Origin of the sequence: Achromobacter deleyi (genome assembly GCF_016127315.1) — a bacterium.
GTDB classification, from domain to species: Bacteria; Pseudomonadota; Gammaproteobacteria; order Burkholderiales; family Burkholderiaceae_B; genus Achromobacter; species Achromobacter insuavis_A.
Genome location: NZ_CP065997.1, coordinates 4484567 through 4511372 on the forward strand (window position 1 = coordinate 4484567; position 26806 = coordinate 4511372).

Consider the following 26806-nt stretch of genomic DNA (forward strand, 5'->3'; position numbering starts at 1 on the left):
TCAGCCGGCGCGCGGCAGCAGTCCGTCGGGGCCGAACGCCAGGCGGGCGAAACGCTCGCCGATGCGGCGATGCGCCGCGCCGTCCGGGTGCAATTGGTCCGGCAACGGCAGGTCGGCGAAATCGGCCTCGCCATACAGTTCCAGGCCATCCAGGTAGCGCAGGTTCGGATCGCTGGCCGCGCGCTGCTGCGCGATGCGCCGCAGTTCGTCGCGGATCAGCGTCAGGGTGAGCTTGCCGGCGCGGCGCTCGGCCGGATCGCCGGTGGCGAGGAACGACACCTTGCCCGCCGCCAGCGCGTCCATGTCGAACGCGCCCGGTCCGGGCGTGTCTTCATGGATCGGGCAATACAGCGGCGACACCAGCAGCAGCGGCGTGTCGGGATGGCCGTCGCGGATCGTGTCCAGTAAACCATGCACCGCCGGCCCGAAGGCGCGCAGCCGCATCAGGTCGGCGTTGACCACGTTGATGCCCAGCTTCAGGCTGATCAGGTCCGCGGGCGTGTCGCGGATCGTGCGCGCCATGAACGGATCGAGCAGGGCGCTGCCGCCAAAACCGAGGTTGACCAGCTCGACGCCGCCCAGGCTCGCCGCCAGCGCTGGCCAGATCGCCGTCGGGCTGTCGCCGTTGGAGCCGTGGCTGATGGAACTGCCGTGATGCAGCCACACCGGCCGGCCGTCGTCATCGACCGGGTCGATGGGCGCGTTGGCGCGCAGCGCGGCCAGCGCCGTGGTTTCGTTGTGCGGCAGCCAGATCTCGACCCGCTTGGCATGGCCGGGCAGGCCGTCGAACCGCAGCGTGGCGACGGGGCCGCGCTGGTGCGCGCGGGCGCCGGTCGCCATGTCGATCGTCACCACGTCGCCGCCATCTGCGCTGGCCTGGCCGGCCAGCCGGCCGTCGATGCGCAGGTCGTAGAGACCGAGCGGACGCGGCGGCACGCCGGTGTAGGCGTAGCGCGTCGGCACGGTGTCCAGCTCGATCGCGGTGGCGCGGGTCTGGAACACCAGCCGCACGCCCGAGGGTTGCGCTTCGACCATGGCCAGCTGCGGGTCTGGGCATTGCGCCCGCGCCCAGGCGGGCAGGCGGTGCGGCAAGAGGCCGCGCGCGGTCGGTTCGAGTTCGAGGGTGCCGCGTATCAGCGCGGAGACGATGGCAGTGGCCGTCCAATCGGACGTCGGGGTGGTCATGCGGTACGGATCCAGCGGTACGGGTCCAACAAAGGAAGGGTCAGGCGCGCGGCGCGGCGAGACGGAACTTGCGCAGCATGATCGCGCCGCCGATCGTCAGCGCCAGGCCGCCGCCCAGGTAGGGCAGGCCGAAGATCAGCAGCCAGAAGAACAACGCCGTCCTGGTGTCGCGCGCCTCGGCCGATCCGGCGGGATGCCCGCCCAGGTCCATTCCCGGCAGGGCGGCCAGCAGCGTCAGCAGCAGCGTCACGCCCAGCGCCAGGCAGCCCCACGCAATGCGGCGCCGGTTGTCGGCCACGCGCAGCAGCGCCGCCGCCGCCACCACCGCCACCACGAGGCACAGCACACTGCCTGTGATCAACATGCGGTCCAGCGCCACCGGGTCGAGCGGCGCGCCGGGCTGGTCCAGCCCGAAGGCCATCTGCAGCAGGGAGTTGATGACGCCGTAGGAGGCGCGGCCGATGACCAGGCCAAAGCCGACGCTGGTCAGCCACTTGATTACGGTTGGGTTCATTCAAGATATCCTTGCGGTTGCCTGAACGTCAGAGAATACGCCATTACGAGGTGCGATCCGGATGTCCGAACATCACCAGTTCATCTTTCCCCGCTACCCCCATCTGCCGCCGCCCGACTGGCCGGCGCTGCAAGCACGCCTGCTGGCAGAGGGCTACCTGCTGGAGCCGCGCGGCGATCGCGTGCCGCGCGAGGCCCTGGACAACCTGAGCCATCGGCTGGCTCGATTGAAGGAAGGCTCGTTCCAGTATCGCGACGGCCTGCGCACCACCGGCGACGTGATCGCGCTCTATCAGTCCGCCGGCCATCTGCCGCCCGATATCCCGGTGCGTCATCACGACACGATGGAAGAGACGCTGGCATTGCTGGCGGCGCACGGCGTCGTGCCCGATGCGTCGCTCGACGATGAGCGCAGCAGCTGGCGCGGCCCGTATTGCTGCCTGGGGCCGGCGGCCCGCGCGCTGCTCAACCCCGCGCAGCGCGCGCATTACGACGCCGACCCGGCCGGGTTCAGCGTGGTGATGCTGGCCTACGAGGGGTCCGAGCCATATGTCGCGGCCGGAGAGAACCTGGCCGTGCCGAGCCTGCCGGGTTCCGACGAAGTGCTGGAGGAACTGCCGCCATTCGGCTCGCACGTCGATTTCATCGGCGTGGCTTACGAGGACCCGGCGGCGCGCTGGCGCGATCCGGCGGACGGACGCGAATACCACCTGTTCGACCTGGACTGGCATTACAGCCTGGCGCTGGGGTTCCGCATGATCCGCGCCAACTGCCTGGAAGAAGGCAGCGCCGAGGCGCTGGCGCGGGCGATCGGCCAGATGGTCGACCAGCCGATGGCGTGCAGCCACCGGCATCTGTGATCCGGCCGGACCGGCGCGCGGGCGGCGCGCGGCGCGGCCGCCCGCCGGTGGCCGATCAATAGTAGATGTCAACGTAGTCGGTCAGGCCGCCGCACGCTTCCATCTGCTGCAGGCGCCAGTACTTGCGCTTGCCGGTGGCGCGGAACTCGTAGTCGCCGGTGCGTTCGCAACGGCGGCCCTTGTCCGGCGCATCCAGGATCAGGATGGTGCCGCGGAAGGTGAAGCGGTCGGCCGAGATCGACAGCACCTGGCCGTTGATCGACACCGAGCCCTTGTCGGTGGCATGGCCGCCTTCCAGGCGCACCACGTCGTTCTCGTCCACCGCCTTCAATTTGCCGCGCGCGTCGGTCCACAGCCATTGCACGCTGACGCCGCTGTTGTGCAGCAGGCGCTCGTAGGCGGCCTGGTCCTTGATTTCCGTTTTCTGTCCGCCCTGGGCCTGGGATTGCGCCTGTGCCGGCGCCGGGTTCTGCGTCTGCGCCGAACCGCGCGGCGGCAGGCGGCCGTCGTTCTGCGCGGGCTGCTGCTGGGTCTGCATCTGCGTCTGGCCTTGCGGTTGGGCCGCGGCGCCGCCGCGCGGGGGCAGGTCGCCCGCCAGCGTGGCGGAGGTCGCGGTGGCCAGGGCCAGGCCCAGGGCCAGCAGGCCGGCTATCCGTTTCTTGCCGGCCAGGGCCGGGGCGCGATCTTGGTTCTTGTGCATGATTGTCGTGAAGAAAGGAAAGGGGGAAGCGCACTGCCGCCGGCGCGCGCAAGGCGGCGCCGTCAACTGGGGACGTAACTTAGCACGCGCGCCGCGACGGGATAATTGCCGATTTCCGCCTTATGTATCCAATGGTTAACAGGGCAACCGTGGATGGCGCCATGGGCCGTCACGGACGGCCGGGCAGGGTGAGTCGCCCCTGTGCCTTCACGGCTTGGCGGGCTTGGCGTAGTGGTTCTTTTCGTACTTCGGACGGGCCTGGAAATTCTTCAGGGCATAGGCGAGGAATTCGGCCTTGCTGATGCGGCCATCGCCATCGGTGTCCATCGCCGTGATCTGCTCGGGCGTGGCTTCCTGCAGCAGCGGGCTGCGGGTCAGGTAGCCGTCGGCATTGACATCCTGCTTGTTGAACGCGGCTTCCATCCGGGTCAGGTATTCCTGCTCGGTCATGGGGCCGAGGTTGCCGGGCTCGATGGCGGCGTCGGGCGTGGCGGGCGGCGTGGCCGGTTTGGCGGGCGCGGTTTTCGCGGGCGTGGCCGAGCTTGCGGCGGCATCGGCCGCCGCCATGGCGTTGCCGGCAATGCTGGCCAGCAGCAGGGCCGCGATCAGGCTGCCCATCCGGGTGGCGTGTTTCATGATTCTCCTTGTTATTCGAAATGCCGCGCGGCCGGTCCGGCGGGGCGCTCCGGGCGTTGCCGTGGCCGCGCGCGGCTCATTTTGCCTGAATCGGCGACGCGGGTGCCGGATACAATCTTTCGGTTACCAATCGCGCCATTCGTACAAAAAGAGGATCGGCGATGACGACACTCGTAGTCGGCGCCAGCGGGGCGACGGGACGGCTGCTGGTCGCGCAATTGCTCGCCCGCGGCCAACCGGCCATCGCGGCCGGTCCGCTTCGTGCTGATGAACACGGCCGGCAACAGCAATCGCGACCTGCGCGAGCCGCTGTCGCTGGCCCAGCGCGGCGTGGTCGGCCTGGTGCGCGCGCTGGTGCCGCCGCATGCCGACAACGAACAGGCCGCGGACTATCTGCGCACCGCCATCGGCCAAGACCATCCCGCCGTGCAATGGGCGGTGGTGCGCCCCGACAGCCTGCGCGACCACGACGTCGTCAGCGATTACGAGGCGCATCCGTCGCCCACCCGCAGCGCCATCTTCGATGCGGGTCACACCAGCCGCATCAACGTCGCCCACTTCATGGCCGAGCTTGCCACGGGCGGCGAGGCATGGACGCGCTGGCGCGGGCAGATGCCGGTGCTGTACGACACCGCGCCGCGCCCGGCCGCCTGAACGCCGCGATTATTGCGGCAGCAAGCGCAGCCCGGTCCGCTTGACGAAGTCGTCGTAGCCGATCGGCGGGCCGGCCTTGGTGCTGGCGCTGTTGGCCTGCCAATGGACCCACGAGCGTCCGGTGGTCGCGTCGTACACGACCTTGTAGATATACGTCGGCACCGCGACGCCGGCGCCGATGGTCTTGGGCCGCTCGGTGTACACCGGGCCGGTGAAGACATACACATCGCCCGCGGCCCGCATCACGTACTGGCGCGTGTCCTGCTCGATGCGGCTCCAGGGGCCGGCGTTGTGCTTCTGGTCCTGCGGCACCATGTTGGCCAGCGAAAAGCTCTGCGCCATCGCATCCGGCGTGGCCATGTCGCCGGCCGGCGCCATGTGGCCGCGCGAGAACCCCGAGCCGCGGTAGTCGTCGAGCTCGGCGCGTTCGGCGCGCGGCACGCGCGCCTCGGCGTAGAACTTGTCGGTGCGGTGCAGCCCCTTGGCCTGCGCCAGGTTCTGGCGGTTCAGGCGTTCGGCCACGAACACCGGCGTCTTGGTCTGGCCGTTGTGCAGGATGGCGAACGAGGAAAAACAGACCTCGCGCAGCTGCTGGCCGGCGGGCACCGCCGGCGGCCGCGCGTTGGGGAAGAACTGCGGACATTCCGTGAACGCGGTCTGCACCAGCGACGCGTTGGGCGCGGGCAGCGCCACCGGCGCCGTGCGTTCCTGCCCCGGCCAGCCCAGGTGCGACAGGGCGTCGCCCACCGACGCGGGTATCTTCCACTGCGGGTGGAGCACGTAGGTGGCGGCGCCGAAGCTCGCCAGCGACGTGACGATCAGCGCCCGCAGGAAACGCGGGATCCGTCCGGCGGACCGGGCGGTGCTTCGGGAGGGAGTGCTTCTCTTTCTGGGAGCGGGTTTCTTCGCGCGGGTCATACTACCTGGGGGCTGCGGACCGGCCGCCCAGAGCGGCCAATCAATGTGACCCCGGATTGTAGATGAGTGACGGATTTGTCACGCCGCGGCGCGAACGCGCGGCCGGCGGGCCGATGTCGCACTCAGGCGGCGGCCGCCGCTCGCGCCGTCAGGCCGGCAAGGCTTCCCGCATGATCGCGACGGTCCAGTCCACGAAGGTCCTGACCGCCGCCGTGGCCCGCGCCTGCGGATAGACGATCGAGATCGGCACCGGCGCGCAGCGCGCCTGCGCCAGCACCTCGCGCAGGCGGCCGCTGCGCAGGTAGATCGACGCCGCCACTTCCGACAGCTGGATCAGGCCCAGCCCCTCCAGGCCGCAGTGCAGATAGGCCTCGGTCTCGTTGACCGAATAGCGGCCGGGCAACGCCAGCGCGATGTCTTCGCCGTCTACCCGGAAGCGCCAGTCCAGCGGCCGGCCGCTGGCGTTGGACAGGTAGTTGACGATGCGGTGGCCTTGCAGCGCCGCCACCGAGTCGGGTTCGCCGAATTGCTTCAGATAGGCCGGCGACGCGCAGGTCAGCCACGCCAGCCGCCCGAGCGGGCGCGCCACCAGCGTCGAATCGGCCAGCGGACCGCTGCGGATGGCGCAGTCGATGCCTTCGTACACCAGGTCCGCCGGCCGGTCGCTCAGCCCCAGCGCCACCTCGATGTCCGGATAGCGCGCCTCGAATTCGCGCAGCCGCGGCACCACCAGCGCGCGGCCGATGACGCCCGGCATGTCCACCCGCACCCGGCCGCGCGGCGCCTGCGTCGTCGCGGCCATGTCGTGCTCGGCCTCGGCGATGTCCGCCAGGATCGCCTGGCACGACGCGAAGTAGCGCGCGCCGGCCTCGGTCAGGCTCAGGCTGCGGGTGCTGCGCCGCAGGAGCGGCGTGCCCAGGTGCGCTTCCAGGTTCTTGATCGTGGTGGTCACCGACGAGCGCGGCATCGCCAGCGTTTCGGCGGCCTTGCTGAAACTCTGCGCCTGGACCACGCGCACGAACGTCGCCATTGCTTGAAGTTTGTCCATGAACGGAGCCTTGGGGTATGCGCTGGGGAAGGGCAATGTTAAGCGGTTCGGCCCAGGCGCGGGCCGGCTGGAATCCGGGGCGGCCCGGTCAAGGACCGACCCGTTCGCGGCGCGCGCGTTGTGTATTCAGGCGCCGCGAACAATGGCCGAGGGACGCGATCCTACACTGCCCGCATGCCGCAATCGCGGGCCTTGGCGCGTCTTTCGCCGCCGCCCGTGGCTTGCTTTCTGAATCGTTTTTTCCGGAGTTCCCATGTTGAATCAAAACGCCATCCTGGTCCTGGGCGCGGGCCAGCTCGGCATGGCCATGCTGCGCGGCCTGGCGCGGCGCGCGGCCGGCGATGGAGGCATTTCCCTGGCGGTGCTGTTGCGCCCGGCGGCGGCGCGGTCCGACGATCCGCGCAAACAGCGCGACCTGGCCGAGTTGCAGGCCCTGGGCGTGCGGATCGTCGAAGGCGACCTGGTCGCGCAATCGACCCACGAGCTGGCCACGATCTTCAGCCGCTTCGGCACGGTGGTTTCCTGCACCGGCTTCGTTGGCGGCCCGGGTGTGCAACGCAAGATCGCGCAGGCCGCGCTGGCCGGCGGCGTCGGGCGCTTCGTGCCGTGGCAGTTCGGCGTCGACTACGACCTCATCGGCCGTGGCAGTCCGCAAGACCTGTTCGACGAACAGCTCGACGTGCGCGACCTGCTGCGGGCGCAGCGCGCCACCGAATGGGTCATCGTCTCCACCGGCATGTTCACCAGCTTCCTGTTCGAGCCCGCCTTCGGCGTGGTCGATCTGGCCCGCCGCAGCGTCAACGCGCTGGGCGGCTGGGACACCGCCGTCACCGTGACCACCGCCGATGACATCGGCGCCCTGACCGCCGAGATCCTGTGGGCCGAGCCGCGCATCGCCAACCAGGCGGTGTACGTCGCCGGCGACACGCTGACCTATGGGGAGCTGGCAGACACCGTGGCGCGTGAACTCGGCATCGAGCTGCGCCGCCACGCCTGGAGCGTGCCGGAGCTGGCGCGGCAACTGGCGGCCGAGCCCGGCGACGCCATGCGCAAGTACCGCGCCGTGTTCGCGCAGGGGCGCGGCGTGGCCTGGCCGCTGGCGGACACCTTCAACGCGCGCCGCGGCATCGCCGTGAGCGGGCTGACGCAGTGGGTGCGCGAGAACCTGCCCGCGTTGAGGCAGGCCGCCGGGTGACCGTTTCCGGAGCGGATGGCCACGGTGCCGCCGGTTGCTCGCGCCGCCGGCGGCGTGGCCGTCATTGGTCGTCGGCCTCGGCCTTGTGCGCCTCGAATTCCGCGCGGTTGTACAGCGCGAAGTACAGCACGTCGCTCCACACCAGCCCCAGCACGTAGTCGGTATTGCCGTTGCGGCTGCCGTCGAAACCGTCGTCCAGCCGCAGGCCGTGAAACGCGTCCAGCGGCGGCGCGCCGCGCTCCCGGGTGGCCGCCAGCAACTGGCGGCCGGCCTCGGCCGGATCGGCCGGCAACGCATCGAGCGCCGCGCCGGCCCGGACGCAGCGCGCGATCTCCTTTTCCGCGTTGGCCTTCAGCGCCGCTTCCCCCGATTCCATCATCAACTCCAGCTCGACGGTTTCCAGCAGCAGATACTCGTCGCGCTGGGCCTCCAGGAAAGCCAGGGTCTCGTCCAGCGCTTCCAGCAGCTGGGTCACGGACGTCGGGCCGCCGCGCGCGGCGGATTTGGCCGCGCCGGCCGGCGCCGCGTCGGCCGACGAGAACATGCGCTTGAGCTTGCCCAGCAACGAGGCCGGCTCGGCCGCCGCCATCTCGGGCGCGGCCGCCGGCGCGGGCGTCGCCACCGCGGCCCGCACGATCTCGGCAAAGCGCCTGACCCGCGCCAGGCCCGGCGCGAACGTGCTGCTGATGGCGGGCAGCCGGGTGCGGTGTTCCGGCTCGTCGTCTTCCAGTCCGTCCGCGATCAGCGAGGCGCACAGTTGCGGATCGCCCGACATCAGCAGCCGGTACATGAACGGCACGGCGTAGGGCCATTCGGACAGGCCGCTGATCGTCTCGGGACGATCGGTGTAGTGGGTGGGGCGGTTGCTCAGGCTGTAGAGGTAGGAACGATTTGCCATGGCGAACGGAGTCTCGCAAAAAGGGAGGGGAGGCCGGCGCGGCAGTCCCGCAGGCTCGCGCGGCAAGGCAGGCAAAGCGACAACGTGGCGGTATTGAACGGCAGGCCCGGGGCGCAGGCCATTGCAGGCTGACACCGTTTACCACCAAGTATTTCCGGGGGCATCGGCGGCGTATCGGGGGGCGGCATCGGTTCCTTCGCAGGCATAGGTCGGCCTATCCGTAGCGTCCCGGCGGCGACGGCGACGAGATGGCGCTCACCATAATAGTGCGATCAATTTCTATTCGCATTGTTGCCCGTCAACGGAGACCCGATGTCCCACCGCCTTGTCTTTCCCCTCCCGCGATCCACCGTCCGCGTCCCGCTCTGGCTGGCGCTGGGCCTGCCCGGCGTCGTCCTCGCCCAGCAGGCCGCACCGGTGACGCAACTGCCCGGCGTAACCGTCCGTGGCGCCGCGATCGAGGAGAGCGCCACCGGCCCGGTGCATGGCTTCGTCGCCAGGCGCGCCGCCACGGCCACCAAGACCGACACGGCCGTGCTCGACACGCCGCAGTCGCTTACCGTCATCACCCAGGACCGCATCACGCTGCAGGGCGCGCAGTCGGTGCAGCAGGCCGCCGGCTACACCGCGGGCGTGAGCACCGCCGACTCGTTCGGCGCGGACAATCGCAGCGACTGGATCAAGATCCGCGGCGCCGAGTCCACACAATACCTGGATGGCCTGCTCAACGCGGTGGGGTTCTACAACAACACGCGGCCCGATCCTTACGCGCTCGAACGCATCGAGATCCTGCGCGGGCCCTCGGGCATGCTGTATGGCCAGGGTTCCAGCAGCGGCATCGTCAACCTGGTCAGCAAGCGGCCGCAGCCCGACGCGGCGCGCGAGATCGGCGTCAGCCTCGGCAGCCATGACCGCAAGCAGATCCAGGCGGATCTGACCGGTCCGCTCGATGCCGAGGGCAAGTGGCTGTACCGCCTGGTGGCGCTGGGACGCGACAGCGGCAGCGCGGTCCGCCATGTGCCCGACGACCGCTATTTCGTGGCGCCGTCGCTCACCTGGCGGCCCAGCGGCGCCACCGAGCTGACGCTGCTGGCCAACTTCCAGCGGGACGACACCGGCACCATGGTCGGCTTCTTCCCCTGGCGCGGCACGCGCACCGACTCGCCCGCCGGACGCATCCCGCAGGACTTCTTCGTCAGCGAGCCGGACTTCGACAGATTCCGCACCCGGCAGAGCGCGGCCGGCTACCAGTTCGAGCATGCGTTCAACGACCGCGTGACGATCCACCAGAGCCTGCGCTATTCACACAGCGATGCCGATTACCGCAGCATCTACACCACCGGCTTCAACGGCGCCGGCCATGGGTGGGTGCCGGGCAGCGACACGCTGTTGCGCAGGGTGGTGTACATGAACCAGCCCACCCTGAAGCAGCTCGCGGTCGATACCCATGCCCGCTTCAAGTTCGACACCGGGGCCGTGCGCCACACCCTGCTGGCGGGCATCGACTACCAGCGCTCGACGCTCGAGGCGCAGAAAGGCGTGGGCGGCGTGGCGGCGCCGATCGACGTGTACAACCCGGTCTATGGCAACTTCACGCCGCCCACGTCCCTGCGCCGCATGCCGACCTCGCACGAGAACCAGATCGGCTTTTACGCGCTGGACCAGATTGAATGGGAAAGATGGTTGTTGATGCTGGGATTGCGCTATGACCGTTCACGCAGCGCCGTGGACGACACGCCGTCGGGCACCCGTGACGACAGCGAGCTGACCCGGCGCTTCGGCCTGATGTACCGCTCGGCCGCCGGCTTCAACCCCTACCTCAGCTATGCCGAGTCGTTCCAGGGCCAGGCCGGCTTCAACCAGGCCAACCAGGCCTTCAAGCCGCTGCGCGGCAAGCAGTGGGAGGCCGGCGTCAAATACCAGCCGCCCGGCCACAACATGACCGTCACCGCCAGCCTGTTCGACATGACGGAAGCCAACCGCAAGGTCGCGGGCGTGGTCAATGGCGTGGCAGACACGGTCCAGGTGGGCGAGGCGCGCACCCGCGGCGCCGAGCTGGAGGCGTTGGCTTCGCTGGGCGGCGTCGACGTGGTTGCCACCTGGACGCTGCTGAACGCCAAGGTCGCCCGCGGCATTGCCGCCGAGCAGGGGCGGCAGTTGGCCAGGATGCCGCGCCACATGGCGTCGCTGTGGGTCAATCATCGCTTCCGCCTTCTGGGCGCGCCCGGGTTCCTGGCGGGGGCGGGCGCGCGCTACACCGGCGCCAGCGACGACGGCACCGGCCACAATGGCGTGCCCGCCGTCACGGTCTACGACGCGGTGCTGGCCTATGACGCGGGGCCGATGCGCCTGGCGCTGAACGTCACCAACTTGTTCGACAAACAGTATGTCGGCAGCTGCATCGCGCGCGGCGACTGCTTTTTTGGCACCCGCCGCAACGTGGTCGGCAGCGTGACGTACCGCTTCTGACACTGGCCGCCGCGTCAGGGCGGCAGGCCGGCCCGCCGCAGGCCTTCGGCCAGCGTCGCCAGGTCTGGCGGGTGGCGGATCGGCAGCCACGTGTCCAGGTTCGACAGCCGCAAGCCGGGATCGAGCCCGCGCACGTCGGCCAGGGCGCGCCGCGCGGATTGGGGACGATCGGCCCACGCGTGGCTGGCGGCCAGAATGGCCGTGGCCATGAGGAAGCTGGGCAGTTCATGCAGCGCCTTTTCGGCCCACGATTGCGCGCTGTCGTGGCGTCCCAGGAACAGGTGCGCCATCGCCATGCCGGCCTGCATGCGGTAAAGCTCCGGGTCCAGCGGGCTCAGGCGCATGCCATGCGCGAAGTGCTCGCAGGCGGCCTCGGTCTCGCCATGCCACAGCCGCAGGAAGCCGCCCAGCATCCAGGCCGCCGCCAGGTTCGGATTCAGCACCAGCGCCCGGTCCAGCAGCGCGATGCCGCCAGGCAGGTCGTCCGCCAGGTGGCCCAGCGCATGGCCGGCGCGGGTCAGGGCGACCGCGTCGCCCTTGTCCAGTTCGACCGCGCGGCGGGCCAGCCGCGCGCCCTCGGCCATCTCGGCCGGGCGGTCGGCCATCCAGCCGTTGACCTTGCGCCAGCAATGGCACCACGCCGCCATCGCATGCGCCGAGGCAAATTCGGCATCGGCCGCGATGGCCTGGTGAAACAGCGGCAAGGCCTGGTCGATGGTGGCGCGGGTGCCCTGATGCAGCAGCGCCATGCCGCGCAGGTAGTAGTCGTAGGCATCCAGGCTGCCGGTCGGCTTGCGCCGGGCGCGCTCGATTTCCGCGCGTTCCAGTTGCGGCGCGATGGCGCCGACCACCTTCTGGGTCACCTGGTCCTGTAGCGCGAAGATATCGTCCAGCACGCCTTCGAAACGGCCGGCCCAGTGATGCGCGCCGGAGGTCGCGTCGATGAGCTGGCCGGTGATGCGCACCCGCCTGCTGGCGGTGCGCCAGCTGCCTTCCAGCACATAGCGCACGCCGAGCTCGCGGCCGACCTGCTTGATGTCGATCGCGCGGCCCTTGTAGGCGAAGCTGGAATTACGCGCCACCACGAACAGCCAGCGATGCTGCGACAGCGCCGCGATGATGTCCTCGACCACCCCGTCGGCCAGATAGTCCTGGGCCGGATCGCCGCTGAGATTGACGAACGGCAGCACCGCGATCGACGGCCTGGCGGGCAGGGCGGGCAGGGCGCTGGCCGGGGCCTCGGCGCCGGTCGCGGTCACCGGTTCGCGCAGGTCGGCGATGAAGCGAAAGCCCTTGCGTGGCACGGTGCGAATCACCCGTTGTGCTTCACCACTGTCGCCGACCGCCTTGCGCACCGCGTTGACGTGGCTGGCCAGGGTGGATTCCGACACGATGCGTCCGGCCCAGACCGCCGCGATCAGGTCGTCGCGCGTGACGACGCGGTCGCGCTGTTGTGCCAGGTAGGCCAGCAGGTCGAATACCCGCGGCGCCGTGGCCACGGCCTGGCCGGCGCGGTGTAGCTCGCGCCGGTCCAGATCGAGCACGCAGTCGTCAAACGCCAGCAACATCCGCCGCTCCGGGGCAAGGAAAAAACAAGGGAAAGACAAGGCGCCGGCAAGGTCTCGCGGCCGGCGGCCAAGGATACTGCATCCATCGGTCGCCGCCATCCGGACGACCCCCACTTTTCCCGGGAGATTCCCATGAAAATCGTCGTCATCGGCGGCACCGGCCTGATCGGCGCGAACGTCGTCAGGCGCCTGCGCGCCATCGGCCACGAGACCATCGCCGCCTCGCCCAACACGGGCGTCAATACCCTGACCGGCCAGGGCCTGGCCGAGGCGCTGCACGGCGCGCAGGTGGTGGTCGATGTGTCGAATTCGCCGTCGTTCGAGGACCGGGCGGTGATGGACTTCTTCCAGGCCTCCGGCCACAACCTGCTGGCCGCCGAAGCCGCCGCCGGCGTCGGGCATCACGTGGCGCTGTCGGTGGTCGGCACCGACCGCCTGCCCGACAGCGGCTACTTCCGCGCCAAGGTGGCCCAGGAGGCCTTGATCAAGGCGGCCGGCAGGCCCTATACGCTGCTGCGCGCCACCCAGTTCTTCGAGTTCGTCGAAGGTATCGTCCAGGCCGGCGCCGACGGCGACGTGGTGCGCCTGTCGCCGGCCCTGATCCAGCCGATCGCCGCCGACGACGTGGCGGCGGCGCTGGCCGACCTGGCCGTGGCCGCGCCGGTCAACGGCACCGTCGAGGTGGGCGGCCCGGAACGCTATCCGCTCGACGAACTGGCGCGCACGTTCCTGGCCGCGCGCGCGGACCGCCGCGAAGTCATCGCCGACGTGCACGCCCGCTACTTCGGCAGCGCGCTGGACGACCGGTCGCTGGTGGCCGCGGCCGGTGCGCGCATCGGTCCCACGCGCTTGTCCGACTGGCTCGGCCACGCGGCCGGCTGACGGCCCCCGTGCCGCTTTCCACATCATTGCAAGGATTTCCCATGACGCCCCGCATCGACTACCAACAGCAATCTCCCGAACTCTTCAAGAAATTCGTCGCCTTCAGCCTGGCGTTCAAGCAATCGGCGATCGAGCCGTCGATCCGCGACCTGGTTGACCTGCGCGCCTCGCAGCTCAACGGTTGCGCCTTCTGCGTCGACATGCACGTCAAGGAAGCCACCCAGCACGGCGAGCGGCCGCTGCGCCTGCACCACCTGGCCGTGTGGCGCGAATCGCCCCTGTTCAGCCCGCGCGAGCGCGCCGCGCTGGCCTGGACCGAGGCCTTGACCCGGCTTGGCGAGCACGGCGTGGCGGATTCCGTCTACGAGGCGGCGCGGGCCGAGTTCTCGGAAAAGGAACTGTCCGACCTGACTTTCCTGGTGATGTCGATCAACGCCTGGAACCGCGTCAACATCGCCTTCCAGGTGCCGCCGGGGCTGTACGACAAGGCTTTTGGCGTGGACGGCTCGGGCCTGGCCTGACGCAGGCCAAACGAGGTGCTATCCATGGCGCCTCGAGCGCGATGGTTGCGGCTTTTCGCTCAACATAATAGTGCGATCAATTTCCATTCGCATTGTTGCCCTTGAACGGAGACCCGATGTCCCTGCGCCATGCCCTGCCCGTCTCTTGCCTTCCGGCCCGCGTCACGCTGTCGCTGGTGCTGGGCCTGCCCGCCGTCGTTCTCGCCGGCCCGGCCGCGCCGGTGACCCAGTTGCCCGGCGTGACCGTCGACGGCGCCGCGGTCGATGAGACCACGACGGGCCCCGTTCAAGGTTTCGTTGCCGCGCGCGCCACCACCGCCACCAAGACCGACACCGCCGTGCTCGACACGCCGCAATCGATCAGCGTCATCACCCGTGATCGCATGCAATGGCAGGGCGCGCAGTCGGTGCAGCAGGCCGCGGGCTATACCGCCGGCGTCACGGCCAACAATCGCATCGACCACCGCCGCGACGGCGTCAAGATCCGGGGCGCCGAGTCGACCCATTACCTGGACGGGCTGCTCAACAGCGCCTGGTACTACAACAATACGCGGCCGGATCCCTATGCGCTGGAGCGCATCGAGATCCTGCGCGGACCGTCCGGCATGCTGTATGGACAGGGCTCCATCGGCGGCATTCTGAATCTGGTCAGCAAGCGGCCCCAGGCCGAGGCGATGCGCGAGGTCGGCGTCAGTTATGGCTCGCACGACCGCAAGCAGGTCCAGGCCGATTTCACGGGCCCGGTCGATGCCGACGGCGCATGGCTGTATCGCATCGTCGCGCTGGGCCGCCACAGCGACAGCGCCGTCAAGCATGCCAGGGACAACCGCTATTTCCTGGCGCCGTCCCTGACCTGGCGGCCCGGCGCCCGGACGACGCTGACGGTGCTGGGCAACGTGCAGGAGGATGACAGCGGCACCATGGCGGGCTTTTTCCCCAGGCGCGGCACGGTCACCGATACGCCGGCGGGACGTATCCCGCAGGATTTTTTCGTGAGCGAACCGGGGTTTGACAAGTACGTCGCCCGTCAACGCTCGGCCGGCTACCAGTTCGAACATGTCTTCAATGACAGGCTGACCGTGCGCCAGAATCTGCGCTACACGCAAAGCGCCGTCGACTATCGCAGCATCTACACCGCCGGCTTCAATGGCGCGGCCCATGGCTGGGTACCCGGCAGCGACACGTTGCTGCGCCGCAAGCTCTACCAGGAGCAGAAGGCGCTGCGGCAAGGGGTGGTCGATACCCAGGCCCAGTTGACCTTGCATGCCGGCCCCGTGCTTCACACGGTGCTGGCCGGCATCGACCATCAACGCGCCATCCTCGACTCCCGCCTGGGGCTGGGCGGCTCCGCCGCGCCGATCGATGTGCATCGCCCGGTCTATGGCGACTATGTGGCCCCGACCTCCTATTCCTGGTCCACCTATCGCGCCCATCAGACCGGCCTGTACCTGCAGGATCAACTTGAATGGGGCCGCTGGCTGCTGATGCTGGGGCTGCGCCACGATCATGCCAGCGCCAGCGTCGACGGCGACCCGAAGGGCAGCGCCGACGATCGCGCGCTGACCCGGCGTTTCGGCCTGATGTATCGCGGCGCTTCCGGCTTGCACCCCTATGTCAGCTATGCCGAGTCATTCGAGGGGCAGGCGGGGCTGAACAAGGCCAATGAGCCGTTCAAGCCGTTGCGGGGCAAGCAATGGGAAGTGGGGGCCAAATACCAGCCTCCGGGCCGCAACCTTACCGTTACCGCCGCCGTCTTCGAGATGATCGAGAACCACCGCAAAGTGCCGGGCGTGGTGAACGGGCGCGCCGATACCATGCAGGTGGGCCAGGCGCGCACCCGCGGCCTTGAACTGGAGGCGCTGGCTTCGCAGGGCAACCTCGACCTGGTTGCCAGCTACACCTATCTGGATGCCCGCGTCGCCCGGGGCAAGCCTGCTGAAGCGGGCAGGCAACTGTCCGGCATCGCGCGGCACATGGCATCACTGTGGGCCAACTACCGTTTCGGCGCATGGGGCGTGCCGGGTTTGCTGGCGGGCGCCGGCGCCCGCTACAACGGCGCCCACGACGACGGCACCGGCCACAATGGCATGGCCGCCGTGACCCTGTACGATGCCGTGCTGGCCTACGATGCGGGGCCGATGCGCTGGGCGCTCAACGTCACCAATCTGTTTGACAAGCGCTACGTCGACGTCTGCCTGGCCCGTGGCGACTGCTTCTTCGGCACGCGCCGCGTGGCGATCGGCAGCGTGACCTACCGCTTTTGACGGTCCGGGCCAGCTCGATGCCGGGCGGCGGCGCAGCGCCTGTCCGGCATCGGCGATTTAATTAGGGACTTATCATCGCGGAACAACCGCCATCGTCACATCTTCGCGAGCGATTTCCCCCTAAAATTGCGATCGCCGCCGCGATTTCCTGGCGTGCCTCATTTCCCCATAAGAGATGCACGTCGATCTCCTGACCCTTTACTTCATCACCATCGGGACGCTGCTGGCCAGTGCCGGCCTGACGTTCTGGGAGCATCGGACCCACTCCAACCGCAGCCGCTCGCTGGGCATCCTGGCGGCCGGCTTCGCCACGCTGGCGCTTGGCTGTATCAGCGCCCTGTTCCGCGCCGACATGCCGGCCGGGCTGGGTTCGCCCGTCAGCAATCTCATCATCCTGAGCGGCTACCTGCTGGTCCTGAACAGTGTCGCCTCCCTGAGCGGGCGCACCTGGCGCGGCCGCTCGCTGGCCCTGCTCGCCGTCATGGCGCTGATCTGGCTGGGCGCGGGCATCGAGGGGCAGGACCTGGTGTGGAAATACGTCAGCGCCTTTCCCATCGCACTGGTCAGCGCCTGTACCGCCTGGGAACTGCTGCGTTGCGACGCCATGAAGATGCTGAAGACCCGCAACATCGCCGTGGCGGTCGCGGGCGTGCATGCGCTGATCTATTTCGGCCGCGCCTTCCTGCTGCCGTGGTGGGTCGCGGTGGAGGGCCCGTCGGTGCAACTGCTGGCCAGCAACATCACCATGTACGAGGGCGTGCTGTATTCGGTGCTGCTGCCGATGACGCTGGTCAAGCTGATCCGCGAGGAAACCCACGCCCAGCTGGTGCAGGAATCGCAGACCGACTACCTGACGCGCCTGGGCAATCGCCGCTGGTTCTTCGAGCAGGGCGCGCGCCTGATCGAGACCCACGGGGCGCGCGAGCCGATCGCCGTGCTGGCGTTCGACCTGGACCAGTTCAAGGGCATCAATGACCGCTATGGCCACCATACCGGCGACCTGGTGCTGAAGTCGTTCGCCGGTATTGCCCGCGTGGCGCTGGGGCCGCGGGCCATCCTGGCGCGCATCGGCGGCGAGGAATTCGCCGCGCTGCTGGCGGGCGACGATGCCCGCCGCGCGCACGAACTGGGCGCCGACGCCGCCACGCGCTTTGCCCAGACCATCGCCCACCGGGCCGACGGCCTGGGCATCGCCGCCACGGTCAGCATCGGCCTGGCGTACTTCGAGGACGACGCGCCGGCGCTGGCTGATGGGCTGGCGCGCGCCGACATGGCCTTGTATCGCGCCAAATCGCTGGGCGGCAACCGGCTGGAATCGGCGTTGGCGCCGGAACGCGTGGCTGCGGACTGAACGGCGTCGTCTCCGTCGACAATGCGGCCGGCTGCTTCTGTAGACAAGGCGGCAAGCGTTTGCGTTGATAATGACCGCCATGACGACGCCCACGCACGCTTGCCCGTCCGACCGTGACGGTTTCTGGTTCGACGCCGCCGATCCATCCCTGGCGCTCGAACGCACCGGCAGCCACGTCCGGCTGGCGCACGCCGAGCCGCCCTGGATCGTGGTCGATCAATCCATCGCCTCCCTGACCCTGGGCCGCCACTGGCCCGGGCGGCTGTGGCGCGCGCGCGTGACGCAGCTGGGCGACATGTCCGGACTGGTGGCGCAACCGGGCTATTGGCGCGCCGCCGCCATCGAGCTGCTGCAACCGCTGCCGTTGGCCCTGCTGTTCGGCCCGCATGGCGAGGGCGTGCTCGACATTCTTGAACGCATCCCCGGGCTGTCGCGCGAGCAGGCGCAGGCGCTGGGCGCCGGCTTGCCCGCTGATGGCTGGGACCGCTACGGCCGGGCGTGGGAGCGCTGGTCGGCGGACGAGGACGGCCGCGAAATCCTGCCGCCCGATGCGGCCGCCAATGCGTCGTCGCCATCCGAATGGCATGGCGTGCTGTCCGCCTCGCGCCGCCGCGGCGGCGCGCATTCGCCGATCCATGCCGGTTTCATGCAGGTCCACAAGTTGCTACGGCAACGCGCCGAGGCCGTCGATGGCGAGGCCGCCTTCATCCGGGAAGTGGACGAGGACGGCGAGATCGACGAGTCGCTGGCGTCGCCGTGGGACCGCGCGAGCGACGCCTTGCTGTTCGCCGCCATGGCGCGGGGGGCGCCGCAATACCTGTCGGCGGACGATGTCGAGGTCTTGGCGCGGCCCTGGCGCGGCGTGTTCGGCGAGCCGGGCTGAGCCGGCCCGGGCTCCTTGCCAGTCCGACCCGTACCCGCCCGATCCCTTAGCAGCCCGACCCCGTACCAACCTGAACGCCTACCAGTTCACCCGCGCCGTCAGCATCACATTGCGCTCATCGCCGTAGTAGCAAGCATAGGGGCACGCCGCGATGTAGCGCTTGTTCGTCAGGTTCTTGACGTTGAGCGCGAATTCCCAGTTCTGCAGGCGGTACCGCAACGCCGCGTCCAGCACGGTGTAGCCGGGCACCGTGACGCCGTCGCTTTCCTGCCGTCCCACGTAGCGCACGCCGGCCGCGGTGCTCAGGCCGGGCAGCGCCGCCAGCTTGTAGTCCAGCCATAGCGACGCCATGGAGCGTGGCACCGACGCTGGCCGCGCGCCTTCATCGCCCCGCGTGCTCTTGGTTGTCCTGGCATTGGTCAGCGTGAAGGCGGCCACCACATCCAGGTTGTGGTTGAGGCTGGCGCGGCCTTCCAGCTCGGCGCCGCGCGAGCGCACTTCGCCCGTCTGCACCGAGAACCCGGGATTGGCCAGGTCCGAGGTCACCACGTTGCGCTGGGTGATGTCGTACAGCGCCAGCGTGACCGACGCGTCGACGCCGGGCGGCTCGTACTTCAGGCCGATCTCGTGCTGCGTGCCGGTGGTGGGCTTGAACGGCGTGCCGCCGAAATCCATGCCAGAGGTCGGCTGGAATGACTTGGTGAAACTGTAGTAGGGCGCCAGGCCGTTGTCGAACAGATACATCAGGCCGGCGCGCGGCGAGAACGCGTGCGAATCCTGCTTGTCGCCGCCGGGGGCTTCCTCGGTGCGGGCGCGGTCGTAGCGGCCGCCGAACAAGCCGATCCAGCGGCCATCGAATTTGATCTGGTCCTGGGCATAGAAACCCACCTGGCGCGAGCGGTCGACGCCGCGCCGGGCGGGGTCCAGCGTCGGCGTGCTGCCGTAGACCGGGTCATACACATCGATCGGGACGGCATTCAAGCCCACCGCCTGATCGCGTGTCAGGCTGCTGCGGCTGGCGTCCACGCCGAACAGCAGGGTGTGCTCGAAGCGGCCGTGGCGCAGCTTGCCCAGCAGCTGGTTGTCCAGGGCGATGCCTTTGTCCGTGTCGTCGCGCGACACGGCCAGGCGCTCGACCCGCGCCGGGTTGGCGGGGTTGACCGAGCTTGTCATCATGTACATGCTCTTGCTATTGGCGCGGTGGTTGTAGCCCAGCAGATTCTGGCGCACCTGCCAGTCGTCGTTGATCTTGTGCTCCAGCAGGTAGCCCAGGTGGCCGCCCTGCACCACGAAACGGTCAAAACCCGGTTCGCCCAGGAACACCGAGCGCGGGATCGCGCCGTTGGGATTGGGCAGCAGCGTGCCCTGGCGCGGCTTGCCCACGTCGTAGGGATTGTCGGTGCGGCTCCAGCCGCCCAGCAGCGTCAGCCGCGTGGCGCCGCTCAACTGCCATTCGAGCGAGCCCGACAGCGACTGGCGGTCGTTGTTGATGTGCCGCACCATGGTGTCCGCATCGCGCCCCAGCCCGGTCAGGCGGTAGCGCACGTTGCCATCCTCTGTGAGCGGACCGCCGAAGTCCATGGCCAGTTGCCTGGTGTTCCAGGTGCCGTACTTCACCTCCATCTCGCGCAGCGGCTCGGCGGTGGGGCGTTTGCTGACCAGGTTGATGATGCCGCCGGGCGCGGCCTGGCCGTACAGGATCGACGCCGGCCCCTTCAGCACCTCGATGCGTTCGTAGTCATACGGCTCCATGGCGCCGCTCAGCGAGTTCATCGGCAGCTTGGTGCCGTTCAGGTACAGCGGCGCCGAGCCGGTGACGTTGAAGCCGCGCACCGTGAAGCCGGTGCTGATGTTGCGCAGCGCGCCGCCGTCCAGCGGCATCACGCCGGCGGTATACGCCAGCGCCTGGTCGAGCGAGTCGGCGGCCTGCGCCACCATCTGGGCGCGCGGCACCACCGACACCGATTGCGGCGTTTCGTGCAACGGCGTGTCGGTCTTGGTGGCCGTGGCGCTCTGCTTGGCCACGAAGCCCTGCACCGGGCCCCAGGCGGTTTCCGGGCGTTCCCCGGTCACCGTCACCGACGGCAGGGTCTGCGCGCCATCCGCGCCCGGCGCGGGACGCAGCAGATAGCCGCCATTTGGTTGCAGGCTGGCGCGCATGCCCGTGCCGGCCAGGATCTGGCTCAGCGCCGAGGCCGGGTCATGGCTGCCGTTCAGGCCGCCGCTGCGCTTGCCGGCGACGTCCGTCGCCGCATAGGACAGCATCAGCTGGCTTTCCAGGGCATAGCGGGTCAGCACGCTTTCGAGCGAGCCGGCGGGAATCGCGTAGGCGCGCGCGGCCGGCTGGGCCAGCGCGGCGGGCGACAGCAGCGTGGCCGACAGGGACAGCACGGCCAGGCGGCCGGGCGAGAGCAGGGGGGCGGTCCGGCCGATGAGGCGGGCGGCGCGGCGCGAGAGGCGGTCGTGCATGATGGTCTTCAGTTCCCGTGAAAAAATTGGCTTCCATAGGGATTGCCACGCGAGAACGAAAAACGCCTCACGGCGGGCCGAAAAAAATCCTGGATCCGGCTTGCGGCATCGCTGGTGGCGTCACGGTTCGCGCCGCGCCACGGTCGTCCAGTAGCGCGTCACACCGCGGATTTCCACCGGATGCGTGCGTTCGAGCATGTCCAGCACCCTGTCCGGGTCCGCCAGCGGATAGACGCCCGAGACGCGCAGGGCCGCGACCTGCGGCGCACAGGCCAGCCGGCCGGGCCGGTAGCGCGCCAGTTCGGCGATGAAGTCGTCCAGCCGCATGTCGCGCGCCACCAGCATGCCGGCGGCCCAGGCGCCGGCCTGGGCATCCGCCTGCTGGTCGCTGCGCAGCGGCGCCTCGGCGGCCAGCCGGCTGTAGTGGCTTTGCTCGCCGGCCCGCACGATGCGGGTGGCCGACGGGGCATCCCGGGGCAGGATTTCCACCGCGCCTTCCAGCACGGCCACCAGATCGGCGTCGTCCAGATGCTGCGCCACGAACCGCGTGCCCAGTGGGCGCAGCCGGCCGCGGGCCGTGTCCACCCGCAGCGGACGGGCCGGCCAGCCCGCACGCGCCGGGTCGGGGGCGGTGGCCACCAGGATGCGGCCGTGCAGCAGCTGGATCAGGCGCTGGCCGTCGTCGTAGCGCAGGGCGATGGCGCTGCGCGTGTCCAGATCGATGCGGGTGCCGTCGGTCAGCGTCAGCGCGCGTCGCTGGCCGGTGCCGGTGCGATAGTCCGCGTTCAGGTCCTGCCACTGCAGCACCAGGCCGTCGCGCGCCAGCCAGGCGCCCGAGCCGGCAAACGCCGCCAGCGCCAGGGCCTTGAGCGCGCCGCGCCGGCCACGCTGTTCGCCGCCGCGCACCAGGGTGCCGCGCGCCAGCGGCGCATCCAGGCCGCGCAGGTGCGCGCCGAACGATTCGATATGGCGCCAGGCGCGCGCATGGTCCGGGTCGGCCGCCAGCCACTGCGCCCAGTCCCGGCGCAGGGCGTCGTCGGCATCGGCCGCCTGCAGGCGCACCAGCCACTCGACCGCGGCCCGGCTGGCCCGTTCGGGCAGCGGCGGGCCTTCCAGGGCGGGCAGGGGCGGCGCTGGCCGGCTGGCGGTGGAGTAGGGCATGGGCGGGGCGCCGGGTCAGGCGCCAAAGAAGCAGCAATGCGCTGCCCTGGCGATATGGCGTTGCACCGTGGCCAGCGACAGCTTCAGTTCGGCGGCGATGTCCGCCTGCTTCATGCCGTCCAGTTGCGACAGCAGGAAGGCTTTCACCACCGGCGCGGGCAGGGTGTCCAGGCGGCGGTCCAGCTCGACCAGGGTCTCGATCAGGATGGCGCGCGTCTCGGGGCTGGGCGCGGTCTGCTCGGGCAGGGCGGCCAGCGTCGCCAGATAGGCATCCTCGATCTTGCGGCGCCGCATGAAGTTCGACAGCACGCCCTGCGCCACGGTGGTCAGCAGCGCGCGCGGTTCGCGCACCACGGGCGGGTCTTCGCGCGCGATCAGGCGGATGAAGGTGTCGTGCGCCAGGTCGGCGGCATCGAACGAATTGCCCAGGCGCCGGCGCAGCCATCCCTTGAGCCAACCGTGATGGTCGACATACAGCGCTTCGATGCTGGGCGGGGGCATGGGCGATCCGGTCGAGGTTCCGGCGCGCAAAGCGGGGGTGATGGCGCCTGATGAATGAGAATTATCCGCAATTCTAGCGTGTGGGCCATGACGCGGGCAATACGAGCGGCGACAGCGGGTCCATGCAAGGCGGCCGGTTTGGCCGATGCGGTCAGGCGGGCCCAGCCGAATCGCCGCCGGCGAGGCTTCGTTTCATTCCTCCGAGCGCCAGGACTTGCGCCGGCGGGCCCGCGGCTTGGGCACCACGCCCAGGCGCGGGTCGCGCGCCAGGGCCAGTTGCACCAACCGTTCGGCCAGCGTCTCGAAGGCCTCGTCGGTCTGTGGCAGGTACAGCCACTTGCCCAGCTGCGGATGCGGCAGCAGGCTCGGCATGTCGGCCTGCAGCGCCGCGTGGCGGTCCTGCGAGGAACACACCATCACGCCGTTCCAGGGCGGCTCGCGGTCGGCCACCACCAGGTACAGCGCGCCATCCAGGTAGGCGGCGTCGCAGCCGAACATCTTGCGACGCAGATAGCCGGCATCGCGTTCCAGCGGGTCGAGGATCCACAGCAGCGAATTGGCGCGGGCGGTGCGTTGGCGGGTGGGGGGCGAGAACAGGTCGGAGCGGTGGGGCATTGCGAACGAAGCGGGGGAAGGGGCCTGGGTCAGACGATACCCGATCCCGCCATCGCGCAGGCCGCCGCCGGTCGCAGGCGCGCCGGGCGGCCCGGTGTCCGCACAAAGCAGATATGCGATCCCGCGCATAGCGCCGCCGCCGCCCCGCGCCTACCATGCTGCAAACATAAAAGCCCCCAGGGTGGAGACAGCATGAGAATGGCAAGTGCGCTGACCGCGGTCAGCCTGTGGCTCGGTGCGGGCCTGATATCGGCGGCCATGGCGGCCGGGGCCTATCCCGACAGGCCGGTGAAACTGATCGTGCCGTTCCCGGCCGGCGGCGCCACCGACCTGATGGCGCGGTCGCTGGCGCAGGGCCTGGGCGAAAAGCTGGGCCAGACCGTGGTGGTGGAGAACCGCGGCGGCGCCGGCGGCGCGATCGGCGCCGAGGCCGTGGCCACCGCCGCGCCCGACGGCTACACGCTGCTGTATTCGACCATGGGCGTGTTGACGATCAACCCGTCGCTGTACCCCAAGCTGCGCTACGACCCGCAGCGCAGCTTCGCGCCGGTGTCGCTGACCAACCTGACTTCCAATCTGCTGGTGGTCAACCCCGCGCTGAAGGTAGATTCGGTGGCCGCGCTGGCCGAACTGGCGCGGCAGCGGCCGGGCGAGCTGACCTTCAGCTCCTCGGGCAATGGCACCACCAGCCACCTGGCCGGCGAGATGTTCAAGGCCGCGGCCCATGCCGACATCCGCCACATTCCCTACAAGGGCACGTCGGGCGCCATCAACGATTTCCTGGCCGGCCGCATCTCGATGATGATCGACACCTCGTCCAACTTCATCGAGCAGGTCAGGCAGGGCAAGGTGCGGGCGCTGGCCGTGACCAGCCGCCAGCGGCTGGCGGCGCTGCCCGACGTGCCGTCGATGTCCGAGACGCCGGGGTTCGAGGACTACGAGGTCAGCCTGTGGTCGGGCGTGCTGGCGCCGGCGGGCACGCCGCGTCCCATCATCGACCGGCTGAACGCCGACATCAAGGCGGTGATGAGCGCGCCGCAGATGGTCGAGCGCATGGCCGGCTACGGCATCCAGACCACCCACAGCACGCCGGAGGCCTTCGCCGAGCGCATCCGCGTCGACACGGCCAAATGGGCGCGCATCATCGAACAGTCCGGCGCGCGGGCCGATTGATTCCACGACCCGAATCCTGGCCAGCCCAGCGGCCTGGCCCTTCGAAGGAAACCCCATGCGATTGATGCTTCGATCCCTGCTGGCGGCCGTCGCCACGGCCGTCATTTCCGTGTCCGCCGTGGCGGCCTATCCCGAGCGGCCCGTCGTCCTGGTCAATCCCTATGCCGCCGGCGGGCCCGCCGACGTGGTGGCGCGCAGCCTGGCGCGGGCGCTGGAAAAGCGCCTGGGCCAGCCGGTGGTGGTGGAGAACAAGGCCGGCGGCGGCGCCTCCATCGGCACCGGCTTCGTGGCGCGCGCCAAGCCCGATGGCTACACGCTGCTGCTCGGCACCTCGGCCGGCCACGTGGTCACGCCGCTGATGCAGAAGACCGTGTACGACGGCGTCAAGGGTTTCGCCTTCTGCTCGGTGGTGGCGGTGCAGCCCATCATGCTGGTGGTCAATCCGTCGCGCGGCATCCGCAGCGTGCCCGAGCTGATCGCCCGCGCCAAGGCCGAGCCCGGCAAGCTGAGCTACGGCTCGGCCGGCGTGGGCGGCGCCACGCACCTGGGCGCCGAGTTGTTCCAGCAGGTCGCCGGGGTGCAGCTGAACCACATTCCCTATGCCGGCGCCTCGCCCGCCATCAACGACGTGGTGGGCGGACAGACCGACCTGGCCATGCTGAACCTGTCGGCCAGCCTGCCGTTCATCCGCCAGGGGCGGCTGCTGGCGCTGGCCTATGCCTCGGACAAGCGCTCGCCGCTGCTGCCCGATGTGCCGACGCTGGCCGAGGCCGGCGTGCCGGGCGCGGACGCGGCCACCTGGTACAGCCTGGCCGCGCCGGCCGGCACGCCCGCCGACATCGTGCGCATGCTGAGCGATGCCGTCCGGGCCGTGAACGAGGACCCCGACTACCGCCGCGTCATGCAGGAGCAGGCGATAGAGTTGATGGCATTGTCGCCCCAGGAAGCGGACGCCTACGTCGCCAAGGACCAGGCCGACATGCGCCGGCTGCTGGGCACGCTGGGCCTGCTGGCCAAATGAGGACGCGAGGAACGCATCCATGAATTTCGATTTCAGCCAACTGAGCACCACCAACGCCTTCAAGCTGCTCTCCAGCGTGGTGGTGCCGCGGCCCATCGCCTGGGTGGTGAGCCAGTCGGCGCAGGGGCAGCGCAACGCCGCGCCGTTCTCGTTCTTCAACGTGGTCAGCAGCGATCCGCCGATCGTGGCGCTGGGCATCGGCCCGCGCGGCGGCCAACTGAAAGACACCTCGCGCAACATCCTGGAGACCGGCGAGTTCGTCATCAACCTGGTGTCGGCCGAACTGGCCGCGCAGATGAACCACACCAGCCTGGACTACGTGGCCGACGTCGATGAGCTGACGCGCGCCGGGCTGGCGACCGAATCCTCGCTGGTGGTCGCGCCGCCGCGCATCGCGCTCAGCCCGGCGGCGCTGGAATGCCGCGTGTGGCAGGTGCTGGATGCCGCGCCGCAGCGCATCATCGTGCTGGCGCGGGTGGTGGCGCTGTACCTGCGCGACGACGCGCTGCTGGACGCGCAGCGCTTCCATGTGGACACCCCGGCGCTACGGCTGCTGGGCCGCATGCACGGCGCTGGCTGGTACGCGCACACCAGCGACCTGTTCCAGATGCGCGCGCCGGACGCCGCCAACGATTCGGCGGTGCGGCCCGCGCAGGGCCATTGAACCGCATCACGATTTCGAATTTCCTGGGAGCCTCCTGATGAAACTGCATTGGTCGCCGCGATCGCCTTTCGTGCGCAAGGTGATGATCGTCCTGTACGAAGCCGGCATCGCCGAGCGCGTGACGCTGGTGCGCACGCCGGTCGCGATGGACAAGCCCAACCTCGACCTGGTGGCCGACAACCCGCTGATCAAGCTGCCGACCCTGGTGCTGGGCGACGGCACGCCGGTCTACGACTCGCGCGTCATCTGCGCCTATCTGGACGGCCTGGCCGGCGCCGGCCTGCTGCCGGCGGACCCGGCCGCGCGCCTGCTGGCCGAGCGCCGCCAGGCGCTGGGCGACGGCTTCCTGGACGCGCTGCTGCTGTACCGGCAGGAGCGCAACAAGCCGGCCGAGAAGCAGACCCAGGCCTGGCTCGACGCCTTCGCGCTCAAGACCCGCGCCGTGTTGGCCGTGCTGGAGGCCGAGGCGCCCGCCCTGCAAGCCAGCCGCTTCGACCTGGGCCTGATCGCCATCGGTTGCGCGCTGTCGTATCTGGACTATCGTTTCCCGGATCTGGCCTGGCGCGATGGCCACCCGAGGTTGGCCCGCTGGCACCAGGACTTCAGCGCGCGGCCCTCGGTGCAGCGCAGCCAGCCCGACGAAACCCCTTGAGCGAA

General features: G+C 69.7%; 25 protein-coding genes. 13 read left to right on the plus strand and 12 right to left on the minus strand.

What is annotated here, in order from left to right; translation table 11 throughout:
- Both I6I07_RS20405 and I6I07_RS20410 read right to left on the minus strand, forming a co-directional pair.
- Entirely contained in the window at window positions 1-1185 is a 1185-nt protein-coding gene (locus tag I6I07_RS20405) for a GDSL-type esterase/lipase family protein (protein ID WP_198483465.1), read from the minus strand.
- Window positions 1186-1225: 40 nt separating this feature from the next.
- Window positions 1226-1699: a hypothetical protein gene (locus I6I07_RS20410; protein ID WP_198483466.1), complete on the minus strand. Its 474-nt coding sequence runs from the start codon at window positions 1697-1699 to the stop codon at window positions 1226-1228.
- Between the two features lie 61 nt (window positions 1700-1760).
- On the opposite strand from I6I07_RS20410, the gene I6I07_RS20415 reads away from it, so the two are divergent.
- Window positions 1761-2558, plus strand: a complete 798-nt coding sequence (locus tag I6I07_RS20415) for a hypothetical protein (protein WP_198483467.1) — start codon at window positions 1761-1763, stop codon at window positions 2556-2558.
- Between the two features lie 55 nt (window positions 2559-2613).
- Here the strand turns inward: I6I07_RS20415 and I6I07_RS20420 are convergent, their stop codons facing one another.
- Both I6I07_RS20420 and I6I07_RS20425 read right to left on the minus strand, forming a co-directional pair.
- Window positions 2614-3258 carry a hypothetical protein gene (locus I6I07_RS20420; protein WP_198483468.1) on the minus strand — a complete coding sequence of 215 codons (645 nt, stop codon included), beginning with the start codon at window positions 3256-3258 and terminating at the stop codon, window positions 2614-2616.
- Window positions 3259-3465: 207 nt separating this feature from the next.
- Window positions 3466-3894 (minus strand): EF-hand domain-containing protein, encoded by a 429-nt coding sequence (locus I6I07_RS20425; RefSeq protein WP_232625667.1) that lies wholly within the window; start codon window positions 3892-3894, stop codon window positions 3466-3468.
- A 261-nt stretch (window positions 3895-4155) separates the two neighbouring features.
- On the opposite strand from I6I07_RS20425, the gene I6I07_RS20430 reads away from it, so the two are divergent.
- A complete protein-coding gene (locus I6I07_RS20430) occupies window positions 4156-4548 on the plus strand; it encodes a hypothetical protein (RefSeq protein ID WP_198483469.1) in 393 nt (130 codons plus the stop codon).
- 9 nt (window positions 4549-4557) lie between these two features.
- Here the strand turns inward: I6I07_RS20430 and I6I07_RS20435 are convergent, their stop codons facing one another.
- Both I6I07_RS20435 and I6I07_RS20440 read right to left on the minus strand, forming a co-directional pair.
- A complete protein-coding gene (locus I6I07_RS20435) occupies window positions 4558-5466 on the minus strand; it encodes a DNA/RNA non-specific endonuclease (protein WP_198483470.1) in 909 nt (302 codons plus the stop codon).
- Between the two features lie 148 nt (window positions 5467-5614).
- Complete coding sequence (locus tag I6I07_RS20440; protein ID WP_198483471.1) at window positions 5615-6514, minus strand: LysR family transcriptional regulator; 900 nt, start codon at window positions 6512-6514, stop codon at window positions 5615-5617.
- Window positions 6515-6767: 253 nt separating this feature from the next.
- Between I6I07_RS20440 and I6I07_RS20445 the strand changes: the two genes are divergently transcribed.
- The gene (locus I6I07_RS20445) at window positions 6768-7709 is read left to right on the plus strand and encodes an aromatic alcohol reductase (protein WP_198483472.1); all 942 of its coding nucleotides are present in this window, start codon (window positions 6768-6770) and stop codon (window positions 7707-7709) included.
- 61 nt (window positions 7710-7770) lie between these two features.
- On the opposite strand, the gene I6I07_RS20450 is transcribed toward I6I07_RS20445, so the two are convergent.
- Window positions 7771-8607: a hypothetical protein gene (locus I6I07_RS20450; protein WP_198483473.1), complete on the minus strand. Its 837-nt coding sequence runs from the start codon at window positions 8605-8607 to the stop codon at window positions 7771-7773.
- A 312-nt stretch (window positions 8608-8919) separates the two neighbouring features.
- Between I6I07_RS20450 and I6I07_RS20455 the strand changes: the two genes are divergently transcribed.
- Complete coding sequence (locus tag I6I07_RS20455) at window positions 8920-11076, plus strand: TonB-dependent siderophore receptor (protein ID WP_198483474.1); 2157 nt, start codon at window positions 8920-8922, stop codon at window positions 11074-11076.
- A 14-nt stretch (window positions 11077-11090) separates the two neighbouring features.
- On the opposite strand, the gene I6I07_RS20460 is transcribed toward I6I07_RS20455, so the two are convergent.
- Window positions 11091-12644: a winged helix-turn-helix domain-containing protein gene (locus I6I07_RS20460; RefSeq protein ID WP_198483475.1), complete on the minus strand. Its 1554-nt coding sequence runs from the start codon at window positions 12642-12644 to the stop codon at window positions 11091-11093.
- A 132-nt stretch (window positions 12645-12776) separates the two neighbouring features.
- Here I6I07_RS20460 and I6I07_RS20465 point away from each other — a divergent pair, with 132 nt between their 5' ends.
- The 5 genes from I6I07_RS20465 (at window position 12777) to I6I07_RS20485 (ending at window position 18545) form a co-directional block, all read left to right on the plus strand.
- A complete protein-coding gene (locus I6I07_RS20465) occupies window positions 12777-13526 on the plus strand; it encodes an SDR family oxidoreductase (RefSeq protein WP_198483476.1) in 750 nt (249 codons plus the stop codon).
- Between the two features lie 41 nt (window positions 13527-13567).
- Entirely contained in the window at window positions 13568-14047 is a 480-nt protein-coding gene (locus I6I07_RS20470) for a carboxymuconolactone decarboxylase family protein (RefSeq protein ID WP_198483477.1), read from the plus strand.
- A gap of 116 nt (window positions 14048-14163) precedes the next feature.
- Complete coding sequence (locus tag I6I07_RS20475; RefSeq protein WP_198483478.1) at window positions 14164-16311, plus strand: TonB-dependent siderophore receptor; 2148 nt, start codon at window positions 14164-14166, stop codon at window positions 16309-16311.
- A 175-nt stretch (window positions 16312-16486) separates the two neighbouring features.
- Window positions 16487-17662 carry a sensor domain-containing diguanylate cyclase gene (locus I6I07_RS20480; RefSeq protein WP_198483479.1) on the plus strand — a complete coding sequence of 392 codons (1176 nt, stop codon included), beginning with the start codon at window positions 16487-16489 and terminating at the stop codon, window positions 17660-17662.
- Window positions 17663-17741: 79 nt separating this feature from the next.
- Window positions 17742-18545, plus strand: a complete 804-nt coding sequence (locus I6I07_RS20485) for a hypothetical protein (protein ID WP_232625668.1) — start codon at window positions 17742-17744, stop codon at window positions 18543-18545.
- A 78-nt stretch (window positions 18546-18623) separates the two neighbouring features.
- Here I6I07_RS20485 and I6I07_RS20490 read toward each other — a convergent pair whose 3' ends face one another.
- The 4 genes from I6I07_RS20490 to I6I07_RS20505 all read right to left on the minus strand — a co-directional run bounded on the left by I6I07_RS20490 (window position 18624) and on the right by I6I07_RS20505 (window position 23291).
- Window positions 18624-21014 (minus strand): TonB-dependent siderophore receptor, encoded by a 2391-nt coding sequence (locus I6I07_RS20490; RefSeq protein ID WP_198483481.1) that lies wholly within the window; start codon window positions 21012-21014, stop codon window positions 18624-18626.
- A gap of 120 nt (window positions 21015-21134) precedes the next feature.
- Complete coding sequence (locus I6I07_RS20495) at window positions 21135-22175, minus strand: FecR domain-containing protein (protein WP_198483482.1); 1041 nt, start codon at window positions 22173-22175, stop codon at window positions 21135-21137.
- A gap of 15 nt (window positions 22176-22190) precedes the next feature.
- Window positions 22191-22676, minus strand: coding sequence for a sigma-70 family RNA polymerase sigma factor (locus I6I07_RS20500; protein ID WP_006395707.1), 486 nt, complete (start codon window positions 22674-22676; stop codon window positions 22191-22193).
- 192 nt (window positions 22677-22868) lie between these two features.
- Window positions 22869-23291: a hypothetical protein gene (locus I6I07_RS20505; RefSeq protein ID WP_198483483.1), complete on the minus strand. Its 423-nt coding sequence runs from the start codon at window positions 23289-23291 to the stop codon at window positions 22869-22871.
- A gap of 192 nt (window positions 23292-23483) precedes the next feature.
- Between I6I07_RS20505 and I6I07_RS20510 the strand changes: the two genes are divergently transcribed.
- From I6I07_RS20510 to I6I07_RS20525, 4 genes are all read left to right on the plus strand, one after another.
- Complete coding sequence (locus I6I07_RS20510; RefSeq protein ID WP_198483484.1) at window positions 23484-24464, plus strand: Bug family tripartite tricarboxylate transporter substrate binding protein; 981 nt, start codon at window positions 23484-23486, stop codon at window positions 24462-24464.
- A gap of 64 nt (window positions 24465-24528) precedes the next feature.
- The gene (locus I6I07_RS20515) at window positions 24529-25485 is read left to right on the plus strand and encodes a Bug family tripartite tricarboxylate transporter substrate binding protein (RefSeq protein WP_232626135.1); all 957 of its coding nucleotides are present in this window, start codon (window positions 24529-24531) and stop codon (window positions 25483-25485) included.
- Between the two features lie 19 nt (window positions 25486-25504).
- Window positions 25505-26149, plus strand: a complete 645-nt coding sequence (locus I6I07_RS20520) for a flavin reductase family protein (RefSeq protein WP_198483486.1) — start codon at window positions 25505-25507, stop codon at window positions 26147-26149.
- Window positions 26150-26186: 37 nt separating this feature from the next.
- Entirely contained in the window at window positions 26187-26801 is a 615-nt protein-coding gene (locus tag I6I07_RS20525) for a glutathione S-transferase family protein (RefSeq protein WP_198483487.1), read from the plus strand.
- Window positions 26802-26806 lie beyond the last annotated feature (5 nt).

Excerpts from the sequence above, each read along its gene's own strand:
- I6I07_RS20500 (WP_006395707.1), bottom strand. The coding sequence starts at position 22,676 with ATGCCCCCGCCCAGCATCGAAGCGCTGTATGTCGACCATCACGGTTGG.
- I6I07_RS20405 (WP_198483465.1), bottom strand. The coding sequence starts at position 1,185 with ATGACCACCCCGACGTCCGATTGGACGGCCACTGCCATCGTCTCCGCG.
- I6I07_RS20460 (WP_198483475.1), bottom strand. The coding sequence starts at position 12,644 with ATGTTGCTGGCGTTTGACGACTGCGTGCTCGATCTGGACCGGCGCGAG.
- I6I07_RS20410 (WP_198483466.1), bottom strand. The coding sequence starts at position 1,699 with ATGAACCCAACCGTAATCAAGTGGCTGACCAGCGTCGGCTTTGGCCTG.
- I6I07_RS20505 (WP_198483483.1), bottom strand. The coding sequence starts at position 23,291 with ATGCCCCACCGCTCCGACCTGTTCTCGCCCCCCACCCGCCAACGCACC.
- I6I07_RS20455 (WP_198483474.1), top strand. The coding sequence starts at position 8,920 with ATGTCCCACCGCCTTGTCTTTCCCCTCCCGCGATCCACCGTCCGCGTC.
- I6I07_RS20520 (WP_198483486.1), top strand. The coding sequence starts at position 25,505 with ATGAATTTCGATTTCAGCCAACTGAGCACCACCAACGCCTTCAAGCTG.
- I6I07_RS20445 (WP_198483472.1), top strand. The coding sequence starts at position 6,768 with ATGTTGAATCAAAACGCCATCCTGGTCCTGGGCGCGGGCCAGCTCGGC.
- I6I07_RS20425 (WP_232625667.1), bottom strand. The coding sequence starts at position 3,894 with ATGAAACACGCCACCCGGATGGGCAGCCTGATCGCGGCCCTGCTGCTG.
- I6I07_RS20470 (WP_198483477.1), top strand. The coding sequence starts at position 13,568 with ATGACGCCCCGCATCGACTACCAACAGCAATCTCCCGAACTCTTCAAG.
- I6I07_RS20485 (WP_232625668.1), top strand. The coding sequence starts at position 17,742 with ATGACGACGCCCACGCACGCTTGCCCGTCCGACCGTGACGGTTTCTGG.
- I6I07_RS20420 (WP_198483468.1), bottom strand. The coding sequence starts at position 3,258 with ATGCACAAGAACCAAGATCGCGCCCCGGCCCTGGCCGGCAAGAAACGG.
- I6I07_RS20450 (WP_198483473.1), bottom strand. The coding sequence starts at position 8,607 with ATGGCAAATCGTTCCTACCTCTACAGCCTGAGCAACCGCCCCACCCAC.
- I6I07_RS20440 (WP_198483471.1), bottom strand. The coding sequence starts at position 6,514 with ATGGACAAACTTCAAGCAATGGCGACGTTCGTGCGCGTGGTCCAGGCG.
- I6I07_RS20510 (WP_198483484.1), top strand. The coding sequence starts at position 23,484 with ATGAGAATGGCAAGTGCGCTGACCGCGGTCAGCCTGTGGCTCGGTGCG.
- I6I07_RS20525 (WP_198483487.1), top strand. The coding sequence starts at position 26,187 with ATGAAACTGCATTGGTCGCCGCGATCGCCTTTCGTGCGCAAGGTGATG.
- I6I07_RS20495 (WP_198483482.1), bottom strand. The coding sequence starts at position 22,175 with ATGCCCTACTCCACCGCCAGCCGGCCAGCGCCGCCCCTGCCCGCCCTG.
- I6I07_RS20415 (WP_198483467.1), top strand. The coding sequence starts at position 1,761 with ATGTCCGAACATCACCAGTTCATCTTTCCCCGCTACCCCCATCTGCCG.
- I6I07_RS20465 (WP_198483476.1), top strand. The coding sequence starts at position 12,777 with ATGAAAATCGTCGTCATCGGCGGCACCGGCCTGATCGGCGCGAACGTC.
- I6I07_RS20490 (WP_198483481.1), bottom strand. The coding sequence starts at position 21,014 with ATGCACGACCGCCTCTCGCGCCGCGCCGCCCGCCTCATCGGCCGGACC.
- I6I07_RS20475 (WP_198483478.1), top strand. The coding sequence starts at position 14,164 with ATGTCCCTGCGCCATGCCCTGCCCGTCTCTTGCCTTCCGGCCCGCGTC.
- I6I07_RS20435 (WP_198483470.1), bottom strand. The coding sequence starts at position 5,466 with ATGACCCGCGCGAAGAAACCCGCTCCCAGAAAGAGAAGCACTCCCTCC.
- I6I07_RS20480 (WP_198483479.1), top strand. The coding sequence starts at position 16,487 with ATGCACGTCGATCTCCTGACCCTTTACTTCATCACCATCGGGACGCTG.
- I6I07_RS20515 (WP_232626135.1), top strand. The coding sequence starts at position 24,529 with ATGCTTCGATCCCTGCTGGCGGCCGTCGCCACGGCCGTCATTTCCGTG.